A 25,660-nucleotide genomic window follows, 5' to 3' on the forward strand; every position below is an offset into this window, starting at 1 on the left:
GTTAAAGGGCAACTTTGGGCCCAAAGGGAATTTGGGGCAAAAAAGAAGCTGCACCGGGCAGCTTCCTTTTTTGATGAGAGAGTAACCAGAGACTAGTTACAGAAATTCTTCACCCAGGTCAGGTCGTTCACGCGATGCGCAACGTGAAAGAGCTTAGTCGCTTGTGCAGTTTGCGGGTCAAGCTCATAGATTGCTGCATCAGCATGACGCTCACGGCCCGACACATATAACGTCCCTTCAGGTGAAATGGCCAAACCGGATGCCCAGTTAACGCCATGCTTGCCGATCAGGGTTAGCTCTAAATTTGCGTCTGCGGTATATAGCGCAGTGCCAGTGAGCACGTATAGCGTGTTGCCATCAGCTGAGTAGGCAATATCGCCATTTTTGAAGTCTTCGTTTGAGGCTTTCATTTTGCCCAGCACACGCTTTTCACCCGTGGCTACATCGTAGTCGTAAGCGTATGTGCGACTGGTGGCCTTCAGAACATCACCTGAGATATCGTAGGCAAGACGAATGACTTTGTAGCCATCGGTCACTGATTCCAAGGTTTGCGTTTTTGCAGACAGGTCATAGCTGTAAATGTGTGAGCTACGGGTCTTAGCACTTTGCTGGTCAATGAAATACAGTTTACCGTTATGTGCAGCGATATTTGACGCTGTGTTGTTCAGGTTGATCACTTTATCCGACTGGCCTGAACTTAGGTCAATCTGGTGTACGTAGCCCTGCTCGGCATCGCCATAATAGTTAATGGCATACAAACCACCGTTACATACAGCGCTGTCATAAGGCAGCTGACCTGTGAAGATTCCGCCGCGTAACTCCATTGAGCCATTAAAGCTGTTTGCAATGATTGGCATAGTTGCGGTGCCGTGTGGTGCTGTGATATCGGCTTTGGGTGCTAAAATCACGCCTTCAGTTTGCAAACCTGCCAGATTCAGCGCAGTGGCATCGGGGAAATTAAAAATGGTGCGTTGTCTGTGTTTGCTCAGAGTTACATAGCTCTTGTTATTGAGCGGCGCAAAATTATTTCCGGCACCTGAAATATTGAACACAATCGTGGCGTTTTCTGGAATACCCGAGACATCAAATGTATGACTTGACTGAACGTCCTGACCAGTTAGGTTAAATACCTGCAGTTCACTGGTGTTATCGCCAGTTAGATATAGACCGCCCCATTGCTTGAGTGTTTCACCCGTTTGTGACAATTCAGCCAGACTGGCAGACAGGGCTAACATATCCGACTGAGCATTAGCAAAGTCGACGGGCAGGGTCGTGGCGTTGGCAATTACCTCTGCACCGGCTTCGAGGCCTAAACGCACGGCTTCGCTAACCTTATCTGTTTGGCCACCAGCAATGATATGACCGACATACTGTCTGCCATTGATGTACTGAATATCGCCACCGGCAACCAGATAATGCGCATTCAATGCACTGTTATGGCCATACCCGATAGAATAGCCATTAAGGCTGACATCATCGCCTGCGAACACGGCACCCAGTGCATTTCCCGATGTTGAATAAAAGTCATCAAATACCAGTGCGGCATAGCCTTTATCCAGGTCATGCTCAGATGACGCGCTTACCGAAAATGCACAAGCAACCAGTGCGCCTGCGAACAGCTTATTCTTCATTAAGTTCTCCACGAGTTAGGTCTGCACTTAGGTTTTTGCGCAGCTGCCTTGTCAAAAATTCGCCTATTCTAGTTCTTTTATACTAATTTGTCTCTATTTTTCTTTCATTTTGTGTTCGATATGTGCCAATTATAGGGCCTGATGGGGCCTTTTGATTGTAACTGGCATGTTTGCTCGAGTGTGATAAACAGCAGCTAAAATCGTTGACATCGTTCTGGAATAAACCAGCATAAGACGATAAATATTTGATGCGCTTTGGTTAATAAACGCATCCTGTTGTTTATTTCGCTAAATTTAATACAATTTCCTTGCCAGGCTGGGCTGTTGCACGTCATAAAAATAATAATAAAAAGGATCCAGTATGGAGATCAGAAAACTCAATGCCCTGAGAGGCATTGCGGCAATAATCGTGTTTGTAACACATTTCAGCAACATAACACACTGGCTGGATGGTGCGCTGGGAGGCGGAGCTGGTGCCTATGGGGTGATGTTATTTTTTCTGCTGAGCGGTTTTTTGATGTCGCACTTATATCTGGGGACAGGCTTTACCCCTAGAGGTGTAAAACATTACTTTGTAGCGCGTTTTGCGCGTGTTGTGCCACTGTATCTGCTGGTGGTCTTTGCATCATTCACTCTGACTCAGGGAGGCAGCGATCTCCTCTATCATATCCCTGATCACCAAGCGCTGTTGGCGCATGTGTTGTTTTTACATGGCGACAGCGTACTCTGGTCTATCCCGCCTGAAGTGCAGTTTTACGTTTTATTTGTGTTGTTATGGTTATTCGCTGCGACAAGGCGTGGCTATATCTACCTGCTGATAGTCGGAAGCTTACTGCTGTTATTTTTTACTAATTTCCCTCGTATTTACGGCGAAATACAGGGTGTACCTTACAATCAGTTCACTGTGTTGCGTAGTCTGCCTTATTTTTTTATCGGTGTGATCTTCGGGTTACATTATAAAACCTTGACTATTCCTCCGTATCTGAGAAAGCATGGATTTATTTTGGCTTTATGCCTGATTCCGTTGATGTACCCCGAGTTGTCACCGGTGACATCGGATGCAAAAACCCGCATGTGGCTGAGCTACGAGGTACTGTTGGTAATGAGTGTCGTATTTTTTTGTGTGGTTTTTCTGGTGCCAGACAATAATATCCTGCTGGCTAACAAGGTTGGTGATTTCTTCGGCAAAATCTCTTATTCACTGTATTTATTACACATGCCAGTGATCACTTTCATACATCAGTTTGACTGGTTTGTTGAGATTAAACTTGTCGCTTCGTTTGCATTGAGCACTGCGGTTGCGTTTGTGTCTTTTGCTTGTATAGAAAGGCCAATTGCCGGGTTTATCAGGCGCTCAGCTGATGTGGGTAATTTGAAGCAAACTGAAAGAGCGAGACCTAAAGCTAGACCTTTTTAACCGGGTATGCTTTGGAACATTGCGGAATATTGCTACATAAAGTCATCGCGGGTTGAGTACAAACCAGCAGGCGCGCGCTGAGCTGTTAGCCGAACTTAGTCATTTGTAATTTTTACACACCTCATTGTATCTAATATAGAAATAGTTGCTGTTGTGGAATCTGGTGAGCTTTCTCAACAAAATATTGCTTAAAACTACATCATTTTTAATTGACCTGCACGGCAATTCAATTAAAATCGCGCTTTTTTTGTACGAATATCTGTTGCTGAAAGTGAGGCATTGCATAGTGATAAACAACATTGTTGGTGTAGTGAACAGGTCCCTGGTGATCACGCTGCTTGGTTTGGGGCTAAGTGCTTGTGGAGGAGGTGGTGGTGATACATCGAATGGAACCCAGACAAACACTCATACAGGCAGTGGCGGGTCTACCGTATCTCCGGATAACAGAGTACCGACAGTGTCAATCACCGGAGCGCAAAGCGCCAACGAAAATGAGACGTTGACCCTGACAGCCGTTGCTGATGATCCCGATGGCCATATTAATAGCTACGCGTGGTCATATCAGGCCGATTCTGAATTACAGCTAGTCGGTGAAGACAGCCCGACGCTTGAGATTATAAGTAAAGGTGTCGATGAAGATACCGAAGTCAAAGTATCTTTGACCGTTACTGACAACATGGGCGCGCAGGCAACAGCCACTTATCCGGTGACTATCAAGAATGTGTTAGAACCATTCTCGATTGAGGTAACCGGAGAAAGTGTATATACAGAACAAACCGATTTTATACTTACCGTTGTGCCTTCTGTAGACGCCAGCCAAATCTCGCAGATCACCTGGACGCACGATGCAGCGATTGAGTTGCTGCTAAGTGGAGCAGGTACGCCTGAGCTCACCGTTAGCACCCCGGATCTGACGGATAATCTGGGTGTGAATTTCACGGTCAATGTCGAGCATATTGATGGTCGAGTACAATCTGAATCGCATTGGGTACAGATCCAGGCATCACCTAATGCTTTGCCGGCGGTCTCTGTGTCTGCTGATGATGAAGTGACAGAGGGAGTCACTTTCACTTTGCTAGCTGATGCCTCTGATAGTGATGGTCAGATAGCGAGCTACTCGTGGTCATATAACTCTGAGCTGAAACTGGAGGTGTCAGATGTGACAGAGCGAATCTTGCAAGTGACAGCGCCCGATATAACCTCAGACATGACGGCTCACTTTAGTGTCACAGTTGAAGACAATCAGGGGGCAACGGCGACGGCTTCGCATGCTGTCGTGGTTCGGGCACTGCCTAATGTTGCGCCAACGGCAATCATTCAGGGTGAGTCAACTTTGCTTGAAGGGCAACAGCTCATACTCACAGCACAGGCCAGTGATAGTGATGGTGAAATTGAGCAGTATAGCTGGCGTCATACATCTGTTGACCTGGTATTAGACACTTCAGTTGAGGGGCAGCTTAGCCTTTCAACACCCGATATTATGCTGGACAGTACTGCCACTGTGTATCTTGAAGTCACCGATAATCAAGGCGCGGTTACCAAAGTTGCGCATAACATTGAGATAAAAGCGCTGCCAAATGCCGTACCGCAAGTGAACATAAGTGGTCCTATACAGATCAGCGAACGCACAGCTTTCTCTCTGGTGGGTGATGCGAAAGACTCGGATGGCGAAATCGTGGCTTATCAGTGGCATCATGATTCAAACCTGGCTCTGATATTGGACGGTAGCGAGCGTGCCAGCCTGTCAGTGACCAGCCCGGATATCGTGCAAGCGCAAGAGGTTACATTTACCTTGACTGTAACGGATAATCAGCAAGCGCAATCCAGTTATACTCATCTGGTAACCATTGAACCAAATAAGGTAGCACTTACCATACAGGGTAAGGTAACAGGTGCGCCGATCCCATTTGCCGATGTCGTCCTGGAAGTAGCACAGAGAAGCTTTACTGCGCAGGCAGATGAGCAGGGCGATTACCAGCTGACCTTCAGTGTAGATGAGAGTGAAGTAAATGCACTGGGTACTTTGCGTGCCACTGACACCACAACTCAGGGGCGTGTAGAGCTGGTATCGCAGCTGGGCGCCGTGTCAGATCTTCAGGAGGCAGCCGGAGAAGACAACACACTCAACAGTGATGAGCTATTCGATGTGAATGTCACTAACGTGACCACAGCTGAGTACGCCATACTGCGGCGTATGCATTCAGCCGGTTTCAATGATGCGAACGAGCTGAAAGAAGCGCGTAAACACATTGCTACAGGCGAGAAACTGTCAATTGCATCCTTATTAAAAGCGGTAATTGATCATGGGGTTGCGCTACCAGAAGGAGCAACTTCGACACTGGCGCTTGCACAAGATGCCGAGTTGCTCGCTCAGCTGACGGACTCTCTGGACACCGAGCAGCCCGGGTTACTGGCACAAATTGAAGAGGAAATTAAACAGGATGATACCTTAGTTGATGTTTCCAGTTTTTCGCCTTCAGGCACTTATTACTTACTTGAAACCTCAGTGGTTGACGGTTTTGGCGCCAGCATAGAGTTTAAAGAAGACCGGACAGGCTCTCTGGCAGGCAGAACTTTGTCTAACTTCACATGGGAAATACAGGGGCAGCAAATCCTAATCAACCTGGAGAATGAGCTTGATGTGAGCACCAGTCAATTTAGCACCGCGCGGGATTTAAGACGACCCAGCTTACCTTGACTATTTTCGACAGTGCGGAGCACGCTCAGGCTGTCACCATTGATTTTGTGCCAACCCAGGAACTGCCCCAGGCTCCAGAAGGCACCGTTTCTGTCAATGCTCAGTTGTTTGATAGCAACAAGATCACTCAGCTAGCAGACGATGCGTTTATTGGTCAATGGTCGCTGCTTTTCAATGATGAGCTTAGTGAGCAAAGGCGTATTCGTTTTGATATGAATGCCGGTAATCAAAGTGAGATGTTCGCCGATGAACCAATGCTCTCCGATGGAGGGGGCTTTAAACTTATTGGTACTTGGTATTACACCCAGCCCTGGGAAGAAGTCAGGATCAATGCTCCCTTTTATAACTTCGGGTTTGTGCCAGTCAGAGAGACTGAATTCGGTTATCAGGGCTTGATGTTGCAGGGATTCGATGAACACAGACGGGTAGTTCAGGCAAGTCTAATTAAGCATCAGGAGATTAGCTTTAACGATATCAATTACCAGAAAATGTGGCGCCAGACAGGTAGCAAGGGTGCTCAAAGCAAATTTAAGGTAGATGGCAATGACAACTACCATTATCGCTGGCACAGAGGTATTGAAGGGATTAAAGTGAATGGGTCTTTGCATCAGTATCACTATGAGTTTGCAGGTCAGGCCGTGGCGCACTGTGACACCAGTCAAGCAGAATGTGAGATTAGCAAAGTATTCCGTCACAAACTGCTTGCAGTTCAAGGTGATCACATTGCCGTGGAGTTTGCCGCAGATGAATATAATAGAGATGATTTCGGCATATCTTATGATATCTCAAGAAGTATACATTTCTATCGCCTGTCAGACAGAGACTGGAAACTGGGCCAGTTTGATAAGTCGCTTTACAAGAATGAGCGCTTTGGACGAGCACTGGATCATGGTCTGGGTCTTTATCATGTAACTGATAATGGCGTGTCGCATATTGAGCGAGACTTTCATTGTCCCACTAGCCCGTCACCAGTTCACTTATGTTCCGACACTTTGATTATAGATGGCGTTGAGTACAAGGCTCGGCTGGATGGTACGCGCATAGAACTGGAACACCTAGTCACTGAAGCCCGTTCGTATCTGTTGATCCAGGACGAATCTGAATCTGAAGTAGTCTTGTGTCATGTTGCTGAGGGGGAGTCTTGTAATGCCAATAATACATTCCGCTTTAGCTACATCAAGCCGGCATTAAACATTAGCTTTGCTATTGAAGGCCTGGGTGAGTTATCGCCAAGTACCTCAGAGTACTATTATGGTGAAGCGTTTTTGGTCGCTGTGAACGCACAGGAAGGTTCACGCCTGGCAAATATTGAAGGGTGTAATGGTTATCTTACTGAACGTCAGGGACAAGCCTATTATCGGGTAAATAACCCGGTTGCAGATTGTGAAATCAGCGCCAGCTTTATTGAGGATTTTGTACCGACAGAGTCAACCTTGTTGATAGATACAAGCGCGGAGGTTATCCCAACGGGTTGGTACTATGAAATGACGGGTGATAACCGTGGGGTATTTTACGGTACAGACGCCATGGCTCATTTCTCAGTAACACAGAGTGATGACGTTTCTATCTTTACCTTTGATGATGAGACGAAAATCCCCATACAGCTTAATCACAGTGAGTTAAAGTGGGTGAATGGTTTCACACTCTTCCAGCAGGGCCAGGAAGTGAATATTAGTTGGAGTGCGTCGAACTCTCGTGATGATCCGACTTATAAAACAACTCCACGCACTGTAAACCCCAGTCGCTATCTGGCGTCACTTGACGTAGGCAGGGAGACTTTGATCGGTGAATGGTCAGTCACCTCTGTTGAGCGAGGAAAAACGATTCGGCTGACTCTAAATGATGACCATACCGGAACGGTGTCAAGATTTGAGCCTGGAATGGAGGTGCTGTCACAGCTTACCTGGGAGTTGAACGCGCAGAATGAGATCCGCTTGTATGGCGAACAATCTGGTTTATCAGCCACATTGAAGCTATTTGAACAAAGGGAAGGCGGTTATGCATTTGCTGTCGAGCAGGTTGAATATGAAGACATGTCAGATAGTACTGAGCATACCTGGTTGAGCCGCGGAGTCGGTTTGCTAATCCCGCTTACAGGCATAACTTTGGATGATTTGGCTGGTAGCTGGCGGTTCAAGCTCGATGACTCGCACCATGGCTTTGAATTATTCAAAGGCGGTGAACTTCGCTCGGGCCGTTTCAACGGCGCCGCTACAGCCAGTTTTGAAAACCATCAACTGACAGTAAGCGCTTTTTACAATGATATTTTAAGAAGACATGATGCGTTATGTAGCGCCGACAGAGATGAGTGCCAGCAGAAAACAGTTGGCTCGTATACAGTTTTAACTATGCTTTCAGGTAGCTTGTATGTTTATGAGCATAATGAATCAGGCGCAGTGGGTACGCTGGTAAAGGTTGATATTGATCCCCGCGGGAAACTCAATGGCATTGAGCGGCACCTAAGGCAACAGGGTAGTCGTTTTTACCAGCAAACAGCGTCTTCACTTCGAAAGTGGTCATTTTATGAATGGGGGCAAGATTCAGGTACGCACAGCGGTTCTTTACAGATCAGCGAGAACAATAGCACTATCGGCTACCAGGTCTATTTTGACAATAAAATAATCAGACTCAGCGAGTCTGACGGCAGTTACATCTCCTACGAAATGATAGACAGTGATGTTGACTCCATTACTTTGTGTCGTCAAATTGATGGGCAATGTGACTCGCAAGAATATATTGTACTGGACTACCAGCCAGCTGTTGTTGAAGTCACTATTTCTGCACCAGAAGGGGTTGAGGTAACAAGTAATCAGACTTCACCTTATTTCAATTATGGTGAACGCCTTGAAGTCATTGTTTACGACGGTTGGAGTAGTGGCTTGTATGTATCTTCTTTTGAAGGGTGTGGCATTGAGCGGCCTGTAAATCTCTTTACAGGTCATGTGACTTTTAGGTCGGATGCAGTTATAGAGTCCTGTACTTTTTCGGTTACCGTGGAGCCAGTGCCTGATTCCCATGCAGACAGGTTAGGTATAACAGATGAGTACCTGCGCGAATGTATTGATTACTTCAGCTCTAGGAGTACTTGGGATTCTTCGAATAATAATTACATGGAGTATGAGTCGAGTTTTTATTGTTTCGCTCAGGACAAGCATGCAACTGATTTAGCGGGGTTAGATAAATTTCCGTATCTGGAGAGTTTGGTTTTAGAAGATGCAATTTTGAGTTCAAATGCGCTGCGGTCAATTGAAAAAGTGACAAACTTAAAAGAGCTGACCATCAAACAGAGTGAAAAGGACGATGGGGTGTTTGAGTTAGATCTTAGCAACCTCCATTCAATTCAATCAATTAAGCTAGAAGAGGGAACATTTGGCTCGGTCAAATTGCAAAATGCAGGGACAGTAAGAGAACTATTCTCAACGGCTGATATCAGTGAACTTGATGTAACACAGGCAACTGAGCTTAACTCTCTTACTGTATGGGGCGCTAGCCTGACTAGCCTGGATATCAGTCAAAATACGCAGTTAACAGAATTGAATATTTCTCGCTCTCAGATACAAGAGGTGAGAGGGGTGAGCGAAGCACACGCGTTGGAAACCCTGCTGGCTGACAACTCGCAGTTGAACTACCTAGATTTAAGTCCATTTATACACCTTAAAGAGTTGAATATCCGTGGGACACAGGTAGCAGCACTGGATCTCACTTTTGCAACCAGCCTAACTAAACTGGAAGCGTCCGATTCTGCTTTGGCATCTCTGACGCTCAATGGCGAGTCAAATATTACTGATTTAACAATTAAAAATGTGCCACTGACGCAGCTAAATACTCAGTTCATGAAAAACTTACGTTCACTGGATGCGACTCAGTCTATGCTCTCGAGTATCGATTTATCGCTCAACTCAGAGTTGTATACTATCAAGCTTGCTGACGCCCAATTGACGAACGTTATTATTCCACAAGAAGGGGGCAATATTTCAGATCTATATTTGTCGAACAACCCTCTCACGGAGTTCACCGTTAATACGGGCGTTATAAACAGGTTGTATCTAGATGGCACAGCATTAACTTCGCTTGATTTGACGGCACTAAAATACATTGACACATTAGATATATCTAATAGTCATATTACGCAAACTGTGCTCTCTTCCGTCTTAAGAAGGCTAGAAGCAGACAAGGTCCCAATGACAGAAATCACGATTCCTGACAATTCAAAGCTAACTCATTTGAGTTTTAAAGATAATACACTTAATGCGATTCATGGGCTTGATGCTCTCAATAGCAGGGATCGTTGGCTGGATCTTTATCTATACCTATACGGCACACAGGTTGATGAAACCTTACTACAACGCCTTAAATCTATGGATTCTGTAAAAGTAATAGGCCAATAAAAATCTACTCGAGCGAAACTGGACTGTGTTACCAGTTTCGCTCAGTTCCATCTGTTCGCAAATACCAAATTCACCCAATACCTGTTCTATTTGAAGGAGCGAATCGGACGCTAACGGCGTTAAAAATTTCTTATTTAGAACCTTCACCTGAGGTATCAGTTCGCAAATTTTCGCGACGCCTATATGGACGTAAGTGCCTAAGCGATAGCAGGCCGCGGGAGCGGTGTTATCGACGCTATTTTCTCGCTTCAAAATAGAACACTTGATTAAGCAAATTGGTATCATTGTGTCCGACTTGTTGCCAGCCAAATAAGGCGGTTGGTATATTTAAAAGTTATTCACCCCCCAATCTTGTCCATTAATCGAATTCGCCCTTACTTTTTGTGAACTCTCTCGCCAGATTCGGGTCAGGTTTATTGGTGGCCAGTTACGGTCAGGTTAAATGCTGGCGACGAATTAAATCATATATAAAACACCGTGTTATTCAGGGAGCAAGTTACTACATTATGGGATCAGATAAGTCACCGGCATTGAGCCTGGGCGAGCCGCTTCAGGTGTGTGATAAGCAAAGAAAACGAGCTGTGCGCAAGCGCTGGATATTAACAGGCTCTACCAGCGCAGTACTAAAGCAATTGACTCTGCCTATGCTGTGGGCAATTCTGGCATTGTTTAGCGCCGACTTAATGGAGCTCTATTTTGCTTCTCGTTTGGGTGTAGAAGAACTCACAGCGATGAGTTATACCTTACCTGTTCAGGCCACTTTGTTTGCTTTTGCAATTGGTCTGGGGATTGTTGTGGCGACCCGGTTAACGCAAGCAAAAGAGGTTGAGCAGCTGGCTGCGGTAAGTCTGATATTCACTGTATTGACTGGTGCAAGTTTGGCGATTGCTATATGGCTTGGTTTAAAACCGATATTGACCATGCTGGGGTTTGCTGAGTTTTCTGCTCGTGAGCAAGTCTGGCCGACACTCGAACGTTATATGCAATATCGACTGGGCGCAGTCGTTTTCTTTTTTGTTGTAATGGTAGTGTTTGGCGTACTTAGGGCATTTGGCAATATGCGCGGCGCTGCACAGTTATTGGTGATGTTTGCAGGTTTACAAATCCTTATTAGCGCTGCACTGTTTATGCCCTGGGCGCAATTTGCGTTATCGCTGAGTGGCCTGGAACGACTGGGGGTTGCCCATTTTGCAGCTGCAACGAGTGCCAGTTTTTATGCGCTGTATTTATTGCGTATTAAAGAAAATATCAGGCTCAAAGTACACCTTTTATCACAGCGTAGCCGACAAGCGTTTCGCCGTTTATTCCGGCTGTTTGTGCCCGTCGTGGCTATGCAGTTGCTTACGCCGCTGGCTCAGTCGTTATTAATGATGATCGTTGCTTCGCAGGGGAGTGATGCCGTGGCCGCATTTGGCGTCGTCATGCGTATAGAGCCGCTTGCATTATTGCTGCCTATGGTACTGACAACGTCACTCCCCATTTTTGTTGGTCAAAATTGGGCAGCGAATAAATCTCTACGGGTACGCAGAGGTATTAAGCAGGCACTGGCAGCCTGTTTGGTCTGGCAGAGTCTCATTGCGTTGGTGCTTTTTTGGGGCGCCGACATGTTGGGAGTTGGTTTCTGTAAACAGTCTTTTGTGAGCCACTCTATTGAACTGGCTATGTGTATTTTACCAATATCTTATGCCGCGCTGGCAGGGGTGATGTTGTATGTGAGTTGTTGTAATGCCATTGGCCGCACCGGCCTGGCACTGAATGTGACTTTGGTTCGATTGTTTGCCTTGTCCTTACCTGGTGCATATATCGGGGCTCAGCTTAATGGTTTTCAGGGCATCATCTGGGCGCTGGCGTTGGCCAATTTTATGGTTGGTGCCTGGCTTATTTACGGCGCTGTACACACGCGTAGGACCCAGAGTACGCTTGCGCTTGGCTAGTGTCATAGGTGTGGGCCCGCACAAGCCGGCCCACCTATACATGACTATTTAAGGTCGATACTCAGCGCACAGTGATCCGCAAGCATGTTTTGTGGGGTCATGTCTGCGAAATAGTGAAACTGCGCACTGCCTGACTGAAACTGGTCTTTGAGTGTTTTAGCCACAAGAATATGGTCGATGGGCGCTGGATAGTAGGGGTGGCAGCCAGTCAGCATCTGATTTGCGTTGAACAAAGGCGCGTTGTCTATGTTGTTGGGCTGGGTATTTGCGGCACCTTGTGGAAAATATAAATCTCGGCTGAGGCGGTTGTATGGTGCCGTAAGGCGGTGATTAAAGTCTCCGAGCACGATAAAGTCTGTTTTTACCTTGGTTTTTTGTTCAACCCAGCCGTCCAGTATCGGGGCTTGTTTTGACAGCAGCTTACAAGCCTCTTTATCTGAACGCTGGTAGTCATCAACAAAACAGCCGCTTTTCAGGTGTACATTCAAAAGATGCAGCGCTTCACCTTGATAGGTCAGTTGGATCTCCAGCCCATTTCTGAGACCTGGTTTCACTTTTGAGAAAGCACTGTGCTGCACAACCTTATCAACGGTCAGTGGTTTTTTTACCACAAAGGCGATTTTTTGCTGGGTCGAGTTATTGCCACTTTTACGACAGGTGTATGTCTTACTGTCGGCCCTGTCTGACATCACTACGTGCCAGTCTTTTTCACTGAATACCTGGCGCACGGCTGACGCTGACGCGACTTCTTGCAGTGCAATAATATCGGCATTAAGTGACTGCGCGTACTGTTTCAGGGCTTGAATGTCTTTTGCGGTTCTTGGCTTACAGCCCGTGTTATCAGATGCAGAAAGGTGTTCAATGTTCCAGGTTGCAACACGCAATGGCTGCTTCGATGTGGCATGTTTCTGATGACCATGCGATAGCGCGGGTGCGGCACACAGTAGTGTGAATAAGGCTGCAACAGGCTTTATATGTGAAAGAGTCATGAAGTGATTAAATTCATAAAATTGCAATAGTGTTATAGTGTATCAAGATTATTGCCATTTGATGATAGAAGTTAGAATATTTGCGTTAAATTCACTAAAAAGTCAGACATGCCAGGGGCGTTGTGTCTTATGCCCTATTATTACCACAATGTGCCAGTAAAAAGTCGATCAGCACCCGTACGCGCCTGGCTTTTTGGCTGTTGCGGTGAAAGTATACATAGAGCGGTGCATACGGACACCAGTAGTCTGGCAATATCGGTACCAAGGTGTTTGTTGCGAACTGGCTGGCCACCATAGGCTCAACAATGCGGCCAATGCCTATCCCTTTATGGGCTGCATCCAGCATTAGATCGGTGTCGTTGACAGTCAGAGCACTTGGCATGTCTACACTGAGCCTTTCCCCATTGCGATCTAGGTATAAAGGCGCTATCTGGTTTGATGCGATAAACCGATAGTTGATTAGCTTGTGATGCCTCAGCGCGTCAGGACTTTCGGGCTGCCCATGACGTGCAACATAATCATGAGAAGCGAATAAGGCTTCTTTCATGGCGGGCGTAAGTGCTCTCGCTACCAGGCCTTCTTCAACCCGATCACCAAAGCGAATGCCCAGATCGAATCCCTCTTTGAGAATATCAATGGCCGCATCGGAGACCGATATTTCCAGATCGATCTCTGGGTATAGCAGGCAAAATTTGGCATATATCGGTTTGAGTAAGTACTGGTAAACAAATCGTGGTGTAGTCAGTCTCACTTTGCCAGACGGATCTGGCCCAGATCACTGACTTCTTCCAGCGCAGAGCTGAGATCATTCACTGAGTCATAGGTACGTTCGAACAGCAATCGGCCTGCTTCGGTTAATTCAATGCGACGAGTCGTTCGGGTAAACAAGGGCAGGCCGAGTTCCGCTTCCAGTGCTTTGAGTGCATTGCTGACAGCAGGGGGAGCCAGTTCCAGCTTCTTGGCTGCCTTGGTGATACTTCCTTCAAGCACAATGGTGTGAAACATAATCAACTGGTTAAAAGCTGCGCCATTCATATGCGGTAACTCATCATTTTATTATTAGCTATAAGCTATCAATTTATTAGTTAATTGGCATCTAATTTTTAGTAATGGGGCGCAATATACTGTTTGCCAGATTATGACAAAGCCGTGCTTAGGCCGGTGTTGATTAAGTTTTTGCAAAGAGGTAACTATGAGCAAAGTGGTCGTGATTTCCGGGCATCCAAACCTGGCGGCTTCAAACACCAATCGTGTGATCCTGGATGAAATTTCTCAGGCTGTCTCCGCGGTGGAAATTCGGCGTTTAGATGAACGCTATCCAGATTTCAATATTGATGTTGAAGCCGAACAGCAAGCGTTGTTGTCGGCAGATGTCATTGTGCTGCAATTTCCCTTTTACTGGTATTCAGTGCCGGCATTACTCAAAAAATGGCTGGATGATGTGCTGAGTTATAACTTTGCATATGGTGCGAGTGGCGACAAACTCAAAGGGAAGGCATGCATTTTATCGTTCACAGTGGGTGGGCCTGAGTCATCTTACGATCCACTTGGCTATAACCACTTTGAAATTGAACAAATGATCCGACCTTTACAGCAAACAGTGTTTTTAACCGGTATGCAATTTATTGAACCCGTTTATACCCATGGCATGGTGTATATACCTGGCGTTTACAACAAGTTATTGGACGTACAGAGCAAAGCCAAAGCACATGCATCGCGTTTGTGCGAACGTATTCAAAATGTGATACATGATCCGGTCATACAGATTGAGCGGTTTGTGAGGGAGTGGTTTGCCCGATTTGACGTATTGCCTGCTGACAGTGCGGAGTTCATCCGCGCCTTATCTGAAGACATTACACTCAACATGATGGGGGATCACTATCAGGGCCATGAGGGATTCAGAGATTGGTACACAGCAGCGAGGCGCACCTTTAAGCCCGGCTGCGAGCATTTAGTTGAACAAATTGAGGTGAGAGAGAAGGGTAAGGAGTCATATCGGATTGAATTACGTGTTCGGCTGATAGCCGAGACGTATAAAGACTCACCTTTAGGCGGGCAGGCAGTAAATTTACTGGTTAACGAAGTCTGGCAGGTTAATCTGGTCGGCAACCTTGTTCAGATTACAGACTATCAGGTTATGGCAACCGAGCAGGCAAAGTAGTGCATATTATGACAAGGTTAATTCTCATGAAAGTATCTTTATTCATCACGGTTGTATTCGTGCTTTTTTCTTCTTTTGTACATGCCACTCCAAAGCCTGAGTTACCTAGGCTGCATCAGGCTGTGATCAGTGGCGATATATCACTGGTAAAGCGTTTGCTGAGTGCCGGGGCAGATGTCAATCAATTGGATTCCAGAATGGGAAACAGTCCGTTACATATCGCTGCGCAGACCGATCATACTCAGATATTGGCACTGCTGATCAGAGAAGGCGCATTTATCAATTTACAGGCTCCGCGCTCCGGTTTTACGCCGTTAATGATAGCAACCTGGTATTCAAAGCCAGACAACATTATTGAATTATTCAAACCCCCCGAACTGAATATCGAATTGACAACGCCAACGGGTGCCAAGGCTGAGCAGTTAATTGGAGGCTGGGACAAACAAATTACAGCCAGTGAAGCACGCCGTTATGACGAACTGGCGGCGCTTTTTGCCCACAAGCGTGCTCAGCAACAGGCCATGTTAGCGCAACAGAAGATCCTCAATGTGGTTGAAAGTAGCGCGTTGAGTGAAGCGCAGAAAGTTACTCAGATCACCGCGTTACTTGCAGCAGGTCAGAACGTTAATCAGCGCCGGCCCGTCTATTCTAACCGCAATGACTGGCACACCCCATTGCTGGTTGCTGCAAGAGAAGGGTATGGCAGTGTGGTAGAACTGCTACTGGCGCATAATGCTGACCAGACAATACCGGGCTACCCTATGAACGCCATTGCCCTGCATAAGGCGGGCTATATGGGGCATGCTGATATAGTCAGACTGCTGATTAATGATAAGCGTGGCTCTTTGGTTCTAAATGCACAGGGCCCAAACAATGGCTATACGCCGCTTCATGATGCCATCTGGCATGGACACACCGAAGCAGCTAAAGTGTTTATTCAAGGTGGCGCACAATTGCAGCTCAAAACCTATGAAAATGACACGCCACTGGACCTGGCTGAACGCTATCATTACGTGCCGATCATAGAGACCATACTGAAACAGCAGCAGATTGCACAATTCGATTGAGTATCAAAGCAATGACAGCAAGGAAGCCGTGCTTTATAACAACAAGGATAAATTGAAAAGTAAACTGGTAAGTGTAAAAATAGTCAGAATAAAGTTACATACAATGAACCCACAATGACCGTAAAAGTTACCCGCAGTATGCTAAAGCGACAGGCCATCATAGATGGTGCCCTGAGCGCGTTTCAGCAATATGGTGTCAGCGACACCAGCATGGACAAGATTGCCGAAACTGCTCAGGTTTCAAAACGCACCGTATACAATCACTTTGCAAGCAAAGAACAGTTAGTGACGCATATCATTAAAGAAATCTGGCGTCAGAACATTTTGACGTGTGACATAGAGTATGTGCATGACACAGAACTGGATGTACAGCTGGCTGCGTTACTGAAGAATGAGCTGGACTTTCTGAGCAATCAGAATTTGCAGGAACTGATCCGAGTCGCGATAGGGTATTGTCTGTTTAACCCGGATATTTTCACTGCTGAAATGAGCGAGTTTTTTGAGCAGGAAACCGCCTTGACCCGCTGGATTAAGCAAGCCATGTTACATGGACAGTTGCGGCAGGCAGATCCTCAAAGCGCACATGCCCAGCTGATCAGTCTGTTAAAAGGGCAGGCCTTTTGGCCTCAGATTTTGCATCAACAACCCGCACTGACCCAAGAACAAATTGACGTACTCACAGCGGAAACCGTGGCGTTCTTTCTGGCCTATTATCGGGTCTAACTTTTGCAGCACAAAGATGTACAGTGTAGGTAATTGCACTACGGGCAAATATTCAATGTAACCTCAAAAGGTACAGTCATAAAAACACTGTGTGATGAGTACCTGAGTGTGCGCTCAGTTGTACTACACTTTAGCCCATCAGCTATAAGGAAAAGAGACTATGACATTACGTGCGCTTACGCTCATCATTACCCATGGCCTGGTTGGATTCGCCGGTTTCGCGGGTGGCATTTATATGCTGCCCATTCTAACTGCGCCACCTGCCCCTAACGAGGGAGCCGTCACAGCCGCCTCTTTAGGGGCAGATTATTCGGCACAATTTCGTAAATCTTTACAAGACAGTGATGCATTGCACTGGGGTGAAGGCATGGTTTCGATCAGCAAAGATCACATTACTTTGCTTGGTGAGCTGGCCCCGGGGCCTGATTATCGTTTGTATTTGTCACCTCAGTTTGTGGAAACAGAAGCCGATTTTAATCGCCTCAAAAGCACCATGGTTGAAGTCGGTGACATTAAAACCTTTAGCAACTTTGTGGTGGATGTACCCCAGCAGGTCAATCCGGCGGATTACAATACTGTGATTGTCTGGTGCGAGGCATTTGGAGAGTTTATTACAGCTGCACAATATCAGTAGCGACGAGTCACAAAAAGGTCACTGACTGTTCCTACTTCGGTAATAGTGTCCCTCTATTGTTATTTCCTTGAAAAATAAAAACGCTTTATTTGGACGTAAACTTAGGAATAACAATGAAAAAAGTAACATCTCTCTCTGCTGTGATTGCAGCTTTGCTACTTGCTGGTTGTGATGACGACAAAACCGAAGTGGTTGAAGTAGAAAAAGCGGTTGTCACCACAGACACGCAAACTCAGGTAGTGGAAGTTGAAAAGACGATTGTGGTTACCGATACCATTACAGAAATCAAAACGATTGAAGTACCGGTTGTGGTGGAAGTACCCGCTGGTGGTGCCAACAATATGCAAGTTGGTACGCGCCCGGATTTTTTGGTGCAGGACATGGATGAGGGTGAGTTAAAAGACAAACTGGCTCAATGTTCAAATGGTCCTTTCTACAAAACGGACTTTTCAATTGGCCACCGTGGTGCACCAATGCAGTTTCCTGAGCACACTAAAGAGTCGTATCTCGCAGCGGCCAAAATGGGCGCGGGTATCTTGGAGTGTGATGTAACCTTCACCAAAGACAAAGAGCTGGTATGTCGCCACTCTCAGTGCGATCTGCACACCACGACTAACATCCTGGAAACTGACCTGGCACAGAAATGTTCAACGCCGTTTGTACCGGCAGATCCTGAAAATGGCGTTGTGGCTCAGGCTAAGTGTTGTACCAGCGACATTACGCTGGCGGAGTTTATGACGCTTGAAGGTAAAATGGACGCTGCAAACTCTATGGGTACCACAGTGGAAGAATACATGAATGGTACGTCGAACTGGCGCACTGACTTGTATGCCAGCCGGGGTACACTAATGACCCACGCAGAAAGTATTGCTCTGTTCAAAGAGCTAGGTACTAAGATGACGCCTGAGCTTAAGTCTCCATCCGTCACTATGCCATTCGATGGGTTTTCTCAGCAGGATTATGCTCAGAAAATGATTGATGAGTACAAGGCTGCGGGTGTTGATCCTAAACACGTCTGGGCACAGTCATTTAACCGAGATGACATCAACTATTGGATAGCGCAAAATCCGCAGTTTGGTGCACAGGCAGTTTATCTGGATGACCGTTATGAAGCGCAAACGGCTGAGAATGAAAAGGGGGTTACGCCGCAGCAACTGGTCAACAACCCTGAACTATTGGTGCCAACGATGGCTGAGCTGGCAGCAGACGGCGTGAAGATCATTGCACCACCTATGTGGGTGCTGGTAACCGAAGAAAACGGCGAAATGGTGCCATCTGCGTATGCCAAAGCGGCGCGTGATGCAGGCCTTGGTATCATTACCTGGACACTGGAGCGTTCAGGCCACCTGGCAGCTGGCGGCGGCTGGTACTATCAAAGTGTCAACGGCGCACACCGTGGTGAAGGTATGATTAATAACGATGGTGATACCTTTAAACTACTTGATGTACTGGCGAAAGATGTGGGCGTAATGGGCGTATTCTCTGACTGGCCAGCTACAACGACTTACTATGCTAGTTGTATGGGTATGCCAGCAAGTATCTAATCCGACATAACAGGCCGCAGTCTCTATATGAGCTGCGGCCTTTTTGTGCTTAAAAGAACTTGCTGAACAGCAAGCGAACTGAGAAACTGCCGTCACTGTCGACCAGCGGGCTGTCGGTGATGCTGTCATCAAACCAGGTGTAGTCAAACGCAAGTTGGGTAAAACCGTCAAAAAAGATGGGTGTTGACACTGAGAAGCCCAGCGCGACATTAGTGGCATTGTCGCCTTGGTAGTATGGTCTTGCGTTGGTGGCTTCGCTCTGTCTTACTCCGTAATAATAGTCAACATGATTGCTATCCAGATAGCTGACGGTGAGGCTGGGTTCGTAGAAAAACGGACCGGATTTAAAGACCTTACCAAGCCCGGTTGACAGCTCGTAGCCATCCGATTTATCCAGCACATCATGTACCGCAGAGACGTTGAACTTCCAGTTGTTACGCTCGTATTTGATACCAATACCGGCATCCATCGAGAAGTCACGCTCAGCCATGCCTTTAAACACATAGCTGTCCGATTCATCGAAGCCCTGAAAGCGCGGGGCCGCCTGAAGCAGGATCTCTATGTCGTTGACTTCCAGCACTTCATAGCTGATGAACGGTCCCAGCACGGAGAGTTTATCTCCCCGGTAACCCAAGATGGGTAAGGGGATCACACGCCTGTCGTAGCCCTGGTATATCTCTTCACTGACGCCAAGCCCAATGCCGTACAAGAAACCTTTGGGTTCAAGTTGCGCTCTTGCCGCGCCCCGCTCATCATTTTGAGCCTGAAGAGGCAATGAGGCAGCCAGCAGGGAACCAATACAAATTGCGTGTTTAAACATAGTGTGTCCTTATCTGAGTTTATTGTTCTGCTATCACGTGTGCATGATGAACCGAAGCCTGAACACTGAGCCAGGCTTCTCCTTTTACGTACTATAGACAAGGAACGTTTAGTCTTGATGTCATTTAAACAAAGAAAGTGGTCCGTTAAAGTTATTCAGATTGGGAAAGATGCCGTTGAGCGTGCCCAAATCCAACCCCATCCATTGCCCCAGGCTGGCAGCGTATTGATCAACTGAGGTGGTCGGGATGAGACGACCACCACCAGCATCCAGTTCATGGTTGAGCTCTGCGTTGGGAATATCGCCAAAAATGGTACCACCATTGACCGCGCCTCCCATCACAAAGTGGTGTCCTGCCCAGCCATGATCGGTGCCATCACCATTAATGGCCAGTGTTCTGCCAAAATCAGATGCTGTAAATACGGTGACCTGCTCACTGAGGTTGAGGCTTTCCATTGCAGTGTTAAACGCCACCAGCGCATTGTCCAGTGTGGCCTGCAATTTGGGCAGGTTTTGTGCCTGCCCGGAGTGGGTGTCAAATCCACCCATCGCGACTACATAGACTTGTCTTGAGGCCCCCAGTTGCTGGCGCGCAGCAATGCTGTTACCCACGGTTTGCAATTGTTTGCCTAACGAAGTTGCCGGAAACTCTGGCAGTGTGACGGTCGTGTTAGCTTGCGCTGCATTAAACTGGCTGTTGGCCTGATAGGCACTGTTAATGGCGTTGGTGACGTCCTGCTGCAAAAACTGTTGCGCATTCTGAGGTTGGTTGCTGAAATGTGCGACCAGTTCTGGATGGTCGTCAAATTCTTCCAAAGCTTCAATGGTGGCGGCCTGTCCGTCACTGACATGGTACGGTGCGGTTTGCTTACCGGTCAGCCATAAAGCGCCATCTGCCGTCGTAATGGCATTAAATGGCGTATTGGCGGTGTGGCCTTGTGTCATCAGGGCATCATTGATCAAGCCTCCCCAACCAAATTGTGCGCCCTCGGCAGCGCCAGACATCCAGGTTGATTGTTGGTCGTTGTGAGAGAACAACCTGGATGGCAAACGTGCCGTATCCTGTGCAATCATAGCGGCGGTAACCGGACTCAGTAGCGGACCTACATTGCCAACCACGGCCAGCTTATTTTGCTGATATAAGTTTGCCAGCCCGGCTAATTCCGCGGGCAGGGCGAAGCGGCGCGTGCCAAAACGCCCGGGTGTTGCAATCGGTAACAGGTTGGCCAGTGTGCGTGGGGTCGTGTATTTACCCAGCAAACTTTGTCGGTGGCCAGCCCATTGTGTGTAACTGGCCTCGTCATAAGGAATTATGGTGTCATGATTGTCCATGCCACCGTATAAAAATACGCAGACCAGGGCTTTGTAATCATTATCTTGCGACGGACTGTTTGCCAGAGCCTGACCTAACTGAAACATCGAAGAAGCCATTACGGAGGCACCGCTGAGTTTGATAAAATCGCGTCTGTTCATGGGCTTTAATCCTATTTCTGAACTAAGTAATCAGGTGAGGTCATAACCAGTAAAATGGCCAGGTGCACGAGCCGCAGCGGCTCGGCGTCGTCGTTTTGTGCCACCGTTTGTATTATGTCCTGGATCGATTGCTTGCTGGTGGCACTGAGTTGCCCGGCGCATAGCAACAGGTCCAGGCGAGCTATCAGCGCGCCGAGATCACCTGCCAGCGCCAGTTCTGCGTCGTAGCTTGCGAGGAAGCTCTCTGCCGCGTTTTGAGCATTGAGCGGAATATTTTCTTCGTCATAGATAACTTGCAGTTCCTCGACATCTACTTCTTGTTGTAACCCGGTAATGTAGTAAGTCATGAAGTTGGCGTAGCCGGTAATGGTGCTGGCGTTGGTGATCTGCAGCTCAGGAGCCACCATACCATTGGCTGCGCTCACGCTGCCCGGTGCAGTATAACCGGGGCGGAAGAAGTTAAAGACACTGGGTGAGCGATAGGGGTGTTGGCCCAGCATACTGGCATCTCGGGTGTCCCACAGCATTTCCTGGTATTCCGGGGTGATGTTTTTGACTGCAAACGCCCGTGCCCACTGTGTAAAGCGTAAGATAGGTTCACGGATCTTACCGCCACGCTCTGTGGCGTTCGCTCTGGCATCCGGGTCAAATAAAATTGCTGCCAGTGTTGCGGTTAAATCGCCACGACGGCCATCTCCTACTAAGCTGCCATCGGGCAAAGTAGTGCGGCCGGTGCTAAACGCTGTACCAACACGTGTTACGTAGCCGGGAGAGGGGTTAGACGTGACCAGTCGCTGGATCAGTTGCTTTGCAACGAAAGGGGGTACATTTGGATGGGCAAAAATATGATCCAGCGCCTGTGTCACTGAGGTTTTGGGGCCTGTCCCGGCGGCAATTGTGGTACCCAGGAAGGTTTTACTCTTCTCTGAGTGATTTTCCGGGTAGACAGTCATGGGGAGGGCAAACTCGTTTATCTCCAGCTCTTCAGACGTGTCATAGTCCATATCCAGACCCGTAAACACCCGTGCTAGGCCGGTGATATCCTGATTATTATACAGCTCTTTTGTTGCACCATTTTCATCTTGCTGTTCGGTGCCGTCTGGATTCAGCGCAACAACCCCAACTGTAAACAGTTGCAGTAACTCACGTGCATAGTTTTCATCTGGCATTCTGCCTGTGGCTTCATCCCCTTTAAGGTTACCCATATAGGTCAGATAAAAACCCATGGCGGGAGAGTATGTGACTGCTTCGAGTAACTCCCGATAGTTGCCAAAGGCGTGCTGGATCAAAATATCCTGATAAGAAGCAACGGCTTCAGGGATATCGGTCAGTTCTTCTCCGCCGGCATTGGATACCACCAGCAGTTCGGACAGGGCAAATGCCATCCGTTGACGCAACTGATCGTCACCAGCAATGGCGTTGCGCCAGAATGCCACACTGGTTGATTCGATATACAGCGCATTAAAGTCATCCTCTGCGGTTGGTGGTGGGGTAAACTCGCTCACCACCGGCATGATCAGGCTGGGTGGCAGCTTAAGCTGTGCTTTAAACCAGCTTGATGCGCTTTTTCCTGTCAGGGTATCCAAATCTTGTGGCCGGGCTCCAAAGGTCGCTTGTTGTAAAAATCGTGATGTAGTGAGCGCAGTGGCAAAGGCCGGATCGATTTCGGATGTGTTGTCGTCGGGGGATTCGTCTGCACCATCATCGCTATTATCGCCGCCAGAATTGTTGTTAGTATCTCCATCTGAATTATCGGGCTCCGGCTGTGGGGTGGTCGGGTTGGTTGTGTTGCTTGGGCTGGCATCACTGCCGCCACACCCGGTCAGGCTCAGGCAAAGGCTGAGCAGCAGTATGTTAAGCGGGGTTAGTCTGAACATGGTTTCACTCTCTTACTTGCAGATACCTCAAGTTTAGAGTGAAACGAGCGAAAACGGTCATACAGTTGTCATACGGCTTGTTTACAAAATTGTATGCTTTTAGGTTTTACGCATTTTGTTACTCCGAGTTCTTATCTCTGATGCGTGACATTTGGGTATGTTGGCAATTTAGTTACTCAGGACTGAGCGTGTCGGTATCTCAATATTAAACACCGCACCGGGCTGGCTTTCGAGCAGACAAAGCTGGGCCTGGTGGACCTCGCAAATAGCGCGCACAATACTCAGCCCGAGGCCATTGCCAGGGCGACCACGGCTGATGTCGGCACGATAGAACTTATCAAATACTTTGGCCTGATCTTTGACCGGGATACCAGGGCCATCGTCCCCGATCTGCAGCAGGGCACTCTGGGTATGGCTTTGCAGTCTGAGCCATACGTGCGCATTTGGCTGGCTATGTTCCAGTGCATTTTCCAGCAAGTTACAGATCAACTGACCGAGCAGGTCCTTGTCACCGTGACAGTGCACAGCCGGCACAATGGACACCTCAAAGTGCCGGCCGCTGTCTTCAAAGACCGGTAAGTAACTTTGTGCCAGCTCATCAATGAGTGCGGACAAGTCAAATGTTTTAAAGCCCTGAATGTGTTTTCCTGACTCAATGGCATTCAGCCGCACCAGATTATTAAAGGTGTTGATAACCTGTGCCAGTTCGTTGCTTGCTTTGTCTATGTGCCCTTCCAGTATTGCCGGGTCATCGAGATCCTGATACATACTCTGCAAGCGGTTAGAAATGCGGGATAAAGGGGTTTTTAGATCATGGGCGATGCCCACCGACATGGTTTTCAGATTGCCATGCAGGCGGGATATTTCATCAAGCATGCGGTTAATTGCAACGCTCAGGGTAATAATGTCTGAATTGGATGTCGTCACTTCGGTACGCTTGGAATCCGGAGAGTGTGCAACCTGGGCCAGTTGTTCTGATAATGCTTGCAGGGTGCGGCTATGCTTAACCTGAAAACAGGTGATTGCCGCCACCATCAAGGGCAGGCTTAGCAGGGCAAACCAGTACACCAGTTGTGCATAGAACTCGCTTTTATGGGTGTGCAGCTCGTCCCGTTTTTGCCAGTAATGAATACGCAGGCCATCGGGTAAGTTTACTGTCGCAGTCAAAAGTTCAGCATTGCCTTCCTCGCCAAGCGATACGGTTTGCCACTGGGGAGTGAGCGACGTCATCAGGTGAGTATCAGCGCCCAGAAGCAGTTTATCTTGCTCAAACACGGCAATCAGCCAGCCTTCATCAGCCAGATGTGCGTGTGCCTCACGCTCTGGCCAGATAACCTCGTCTTCGAGTTCGAACTCCTGCAACACGTGCTTAAAGCCATGCTCTTCAAGCATACTTTCGATGTCGCCAACAAACTCACTAAACTCGTGTTGCTGTATTTGTTTATCCTGCCACACCAGTAGCTGTCCTAAGAGCCATAGCAACAACAACATAGCGGCCCAGAGCGCGCCGCTTGAAAGCAAAGCTCGCTTCAAATGATAACGACTAACCATCAGTGGAGCCTGTTAGCAGGTAGCCACTGCCGCGAATGGTTTTGATCATGTCAAACGTAAAAGGCTTATCCAGTTTATTGCGCAATCGGCTGACATGGGTTTGCACTAAGCTGGTTTTGGGATCGAAACTAAAGCCCCAGACCTGCTCCAGTAACATGGTTTTGGTGATTAACTGCTCGGGGTTTTGCATCATATATTCCAGGATCTGATACTCCTTGGGCATCAGCTCAATTTCCTGTCCTGCTCTTAGCACCTGGCGGGATGTGCGGTTGAGTCGCAGCTCGCCGATCACCAGCTCCAGCGTGTCAGCTCTGAGGGGCTGACGTCTGGCCAGGGCTTTTAAACGCGCATACAGCTCGGCAAAAGCAAAGGGCTTAACTAAGTAGTCGTCGGCACCAGCTTCAAGTCCGGCTACCCGATCGGCGGTATCACTCAGTGCGGTAAGCATAATAATTGGGGTGGTGACTTTACTGGCGCGTAAAATTCGCACCGCGTCGAGGCCATCCATATTGGGTAACAGGCGGTCGAAAATGATGACATCAAATGCGTGGGCAGAGGCGCTTAGCATGGCGCGCTCTGCGTTGTCACAATGCTGTACTTGCGCATTGTGTTGGGCAAGCCCGGCGCAGATAAATTCAGCCGTGTCCGGGTCGTCTTCAACTAATAAAATATGCATACAAACCTGAGGTTGTCGTCACTCAATTAAAGCATATCGTATTTTTGCAAGAGATAGGCATACAATTTTGTATTGTG

General features: G+C 47.7%; 18 protein-coding genes. 9 read left to right on the forward strand and 9 right to left on the reverse strand.

Features of this window, described 5'->3' with window-relative positions; translation table 11 throughout:
• Nucleotides 1–92 precede the first annotated feature (92 nt).
• Nucleotides 93–1,631, reverse strand: coding sequence for a choice-of-anchor A family protein (locus tag IY568_RS17310; protein ID WP_194868232.1), 1,539 nt, complete (start codon nt 1,629–1,631; stop codon nt 93–95).
• A gap of 361 nt (nt 1,632–1,992) precedes the next feature.
• Here IY568_RS17310 and IY568_RS17315 point away from each other — a divergent pair, with 361 nt between their 5' ends.
• The 4 genes from IY568_RS17315 to IY568_RS17330 all read left to right on the forward strand — a co-directional run bounded on the left by IY568_RS17315 (nt 1,993) and on the right by IY568_RS17330 (nt 12,068).
• On the forward strand, nt 1,993–3,048 hold the full coding sequence (locus IY568_RS17315; protein WP_194868233.1) for an acyltransferase family protein: 1,056 nt from the start codon (nt 1,993–1,995) through the stop codon (nt 3,046–3,048).
• Between the two features lie 286 nt (nt 3,049–3,334).
• Nucleotides 3,335–5,746, forward strand: coding sequence for a PKD domain-containing protein (locus IY568_RS17320; RefSeq protein ID WP_194868234.1), 2,412 nt, complete (start codon nt 3,335–3,337; stop codon nt 5,744–5,746).
• Nucleotides 5,743–10,134 (forward strand): leucine-rich repeat domain-containing protein, encoded by a 4,392-nt coding sequence (locus tag IY568_RS17325; protein ID WP_194868235.1) that lies wholly within the window; start codon nt 5,743–5,745, stop codon nt 10,132–10,134. The genes IY568_RS17320 and IY568_RS17325 overlap by 4 nt, the downstream gene beginning before the upstream one ends.
• 506 nt (nt 10,135–10,640) lie before the next feature.
• On the forward strand, nt 10,641–12,068 hold the full coding sequence (locus IY568_RS17330; protein ID WP_194868236.1) for an MATE family efflux transporter: 1,428 nt from the start codon (nt 10,641–10,643) through the stop codon (nt 12,066–12,068).
• 44 nt (nt 12,069–12,112) lie between these two features.
• Here IY568_RS17330 and IY568_RS17335 read toward each other — a convergent pair whose 3' ends face one another.
• The 3 genes from IY568_RS17335 to IY568_RS24850 form a co-directional block, all read right to left on the reverse strand.
• Nucleotides 12,113–13,057 (reverse strand): endonuclease/exonuclease/phosphatase family protein, encoded by a 945-nt coding sequence (locus tag IY568_RS17335; protein ID WP_194868237.1) that lies wholly within the window; start codon nt 13,055–13,057, stop codon nt 12,113–12,115.
• Between the two features lie 127 nt (nt 13,058–13,184).
• Complete coding sequence (locus IY568_RS17340; protein ID WP_323744757.1) at nt 13,185–13,808, reverse strand: LysR substrate-binding domain-containing protein; 624 nt, start codon at nt 13,806–13,808, stop codon at nt 13,185–13,187.
• Nucleotides 13,805–14,092 (reverse strand): LysR family transcriptional regulator, encoded by a 288-nt coding sequence (locus IY568_RS24850; protein WP_228553419.1) that lies wholly within the window; start codon nt 14,090–14,092, stop codon nt 13,805–13,807. Before IY568_RS24850 ends, IY568_RS17340 begins: the two co-directional genes overlap by 4 nt.
• Nucleotides 14,093–14,249: 157 nt before the next feature.
• Between IY568_RS24850 and IY568_RS17345 the strand changes: the two genes are divergently transcribed.
• The 5 genes from IY568_RS17345 (at nt 14,250) to IY568_RS17365 (ending at nt 19,186) form a co-directional block, all read left to right on the forward strand.
• Nucleotides 14,250–15,218, forward strand: coding sequence for an NAD(P)H-dependent oxidoreductase (locus IY568_RS17345; RefSeq protein WP_194868238.1), 969 nt, complete (start codon nt 14,250–14,252; stop codon nt 15,216–15,218).
• A 26-nt stretch (nt 15,219–15,244) separates the two neighbouring features.
• Complete coding sequence (locus IY568_RS17350; RefSeq protein ID WP_194868239.1) at nt 15,245–16,285, forward strand: ankyrin repeat domain-containing protein; 1,041 nt, start codon at nt 15,245–15,247, stop codon at nt 16,283–16,285.
• 114 nt (nt 16,286–16,399) lie between these two features.
• Entirely contained in the window at nt 16,400–17,008 is a 609-nt protein-coding gene (locus IY568_RS17355; RefSeq protein WP_194868240.1) for a TetR/AcrR family transcriptional regulator, read from the forward strand.
• Between the two features lie 160 nt (nt 17,009–17,168).
• Nucleotides 17,169–17,642: a DM13 domain-containing protein gene (locus IY568_RS17360; RefSeq protein WP_194868241.1), complete on the forward strand. Its 474-nt coding sequence runs from the start codon at nt 17,169–17,171 to the stop codon at nt 17,640–17,642.
• A 113-nt stretch (nt 17,643–17,755) separates the two neighbouring features.
• The gene (locus tag IY568_RS17365; RefSeq protein ID WP_010381987.1) at nt 17,756–19,186 is read left to right on the forward strand and encodes a glycerophosphodiester phosphodiesterase family protein; all 1,431 of its coding nucleotides are present in this window, start codon (nt 17,756–17,758) and stop codon (nt 19,184–19,186) included.
• A gap of 49 nt (nt 19,187–19,235) precedes the next feature.
• Here IY568_RS17365 and IY568_RS17370 read toward each other — a convergent pair whose 3' ends face one another.
• The 5 genes from IY568_RS17370 to IY568_RS17390 all read right to left on the reverse strand — a co-directional run bounded on the left by IY568_RS17370 (nt 19,236) and on the right by IY568_RS17390 (nt 25,583).
• On the reverse strand, nt 19,236–20,006 hold the full coding sequence (locus IY568_RS17370; RefSeq protein ID WP_125561763.1) for a MipA/OmpV family protein: 771 nt from the start codon (nt 20,004–20,006) through the stop codon (nt 19,236–19,238).
• Between the two features lie 120 nt (nt 20,007–20,126).
• Entirely contained in the window at nt 20,127–21,479 is a 1,353-nt protein-coding gene (locus tag IY568_RS17375; RefSeq protein WP_125561761.1) for a DUF1501 domain-containing protein, read from the reverse strand.
• Between the two features lie 11 nt (nt 21,480–21,490).
• Entirely contained in the window at nt 21,491–23,356 is a 1,866-nt protein-coding gene (locus IY568_RS17380) for a DUF1800 domain-containing protein (protein ID WP_194868242.1), read from the reverse strand.
• Nucleotides 23,357–23,524: 168 nt separating this feature from the next.
• Nucleotides 23,525–24,907 carry a sensor histidine kinase gene (locus IY568_RS17385; RefSeq protein ID WP_194868243.1) on the reverse strand — a complete coding sequence of 461 codons (1,383 nt, stop codon included), beginning with the start codon at nt 24,905–24,907 and terminating at the stop codon, nt 23,525–23,527.
• On the reverse strand, nt 24,900–25,583 hold the full coding sequence (locus IY568_RS17390; RefSeq protein ID WP_194868244.1) for a response regulator transcription factor: 684 nt from the start codon (nt 25,581–25,583) through the stop codon (nt 24,900–24,902). Before IY568_RS17390 ends, IY568_RS17385 begins: the two co-directional genes overlap by 8 nt.
• Nucleotides 25,584–25,660 lie beyond the last annotated feature (77 nt).

This window comes from Pseudoalteromonas sp. PPB1 (assembly GCF_015356275.1).
GTDB classification, from domain to species: Bacteria; Pseudomonadota; Gammaproteobacteria; order Enterobacterales; family Alteromonadaceae; genus Pseudoalteromonas; species Pseudoalteromonas rubra_D.

What these genes read in the sequence shown, in the direction of transcription:
- IY568_RS17310 (WP_194868232.1), bottom strand. Translation starts at nt 1,631, where the DNA reads ATGAAGAATAAGCTGTTCGCAGGCGCACTGGTTGCTTGTGCATTTTCG.
- IY568_RS17315 (WP_194868233.1), top strand. Translation starts at nt 1,993, where the DNA reads ATGGAGATCAGAAAACTCAATGCCCTGAGAGGCATTGCGGCAATAATC.
- IY568_RS17330 (WP_194868236.1), top strand. Translation starts at nt 10,641, where the DNA reads ATGGGATCAGATAAGTCACCGGCATTGAGCCTGGGCGAGCCGCTTCAG.
- IY568_RS17335 (WP_194868237.1), bottom strand. Translation starts at nt 13,057, where the DNA reads ATGACTCTTTCACATATAAAGCCTGTTGCAGCCTTATTCACACTACTG.
- IY568_RS24850 (WP_228553419.1), bottom strand. Translation starts at nt 14,092, where the DNA reads ATGAATGGCGCAGCTTTTAACCAGTTGATTATGTTTCACACCATTGTG.
- IY568_RS17345 (WP_194868238.1), top strand. Translation starts at nt 14,250, where the DNA reads ATGAGCAAAGTGGTCGTGATTTCCGGGCATCCAAACCTGGCGGCTTCA.
- IY568_RS17350 (WP_194868239.1), top strand. Translation starts at nt 15,245, where the DNA reads ATGAAAGTATCTTTATTCATCACGGTTGTATTCGTGCTTTTTTCTTCT.
- IY568_RS17355 (WP_194868240.1), top strand. Translation starts at nt 16,400, where the DNA reads ATGACCGTAAAAGTTACCCGCAGTATGCTAAAGCGACAGGCCATCATA.
- IY568_RS17360 (WP_194868241.1), top strand. Translation starts at nt 17,169, where the DNA reads ATGACATTACGTGCGCTTACGCTCATCATTACCCATGGCCTGGTTGGA.
- IY568_RS17365 (WP_010381987.1), top strand. Translation starts at nt 17,756, where the DNA reads ATGAAAAAAGTAACATCTCTCTCTGCTGTGATTGCAGCTTTGCTACTT.
- IY568_RS17370 (WP_125561763.1), bottom strand. Translation starts at nt 20,006, where the DNA reads ATGTTTAAACACGCAATTTGTATTGGTTCCCTGCTGGCTGCCTCATTG.
- IY568_RS17375 (WP_125561761.1), bottom strand. Translation starts at nt 21,479, where the DNA reads ATGAACAGACGCGATTTTATCAAACTCAGCGGTGCCTCCGTAATGGCT.
- IY568_RS17380 (WP_194868242.1), bottom strand. Translation starts at nt 23,356, where the DNA reads ATGTTCAGACTAACCCCGCTTAACATACTGCTGCTCAGCCTTTGCCTG.
- IY568_RS17385 (WP_194868243.1), bottom strand. Translation starts at nt 24,907, where the DNA reads ATGGTTAGTCGTTATCATTTGAAGCGAGCTTTGCTTTCAAGCGGCGCG.
- IY568_RS17390 (WP_194868244.1), bottom strand. Translation starts at nt 25,583, where the DNA reads ATGCATATTTTATTAGTTGAAGACGACCCGGACACGGCTGAATTTATC.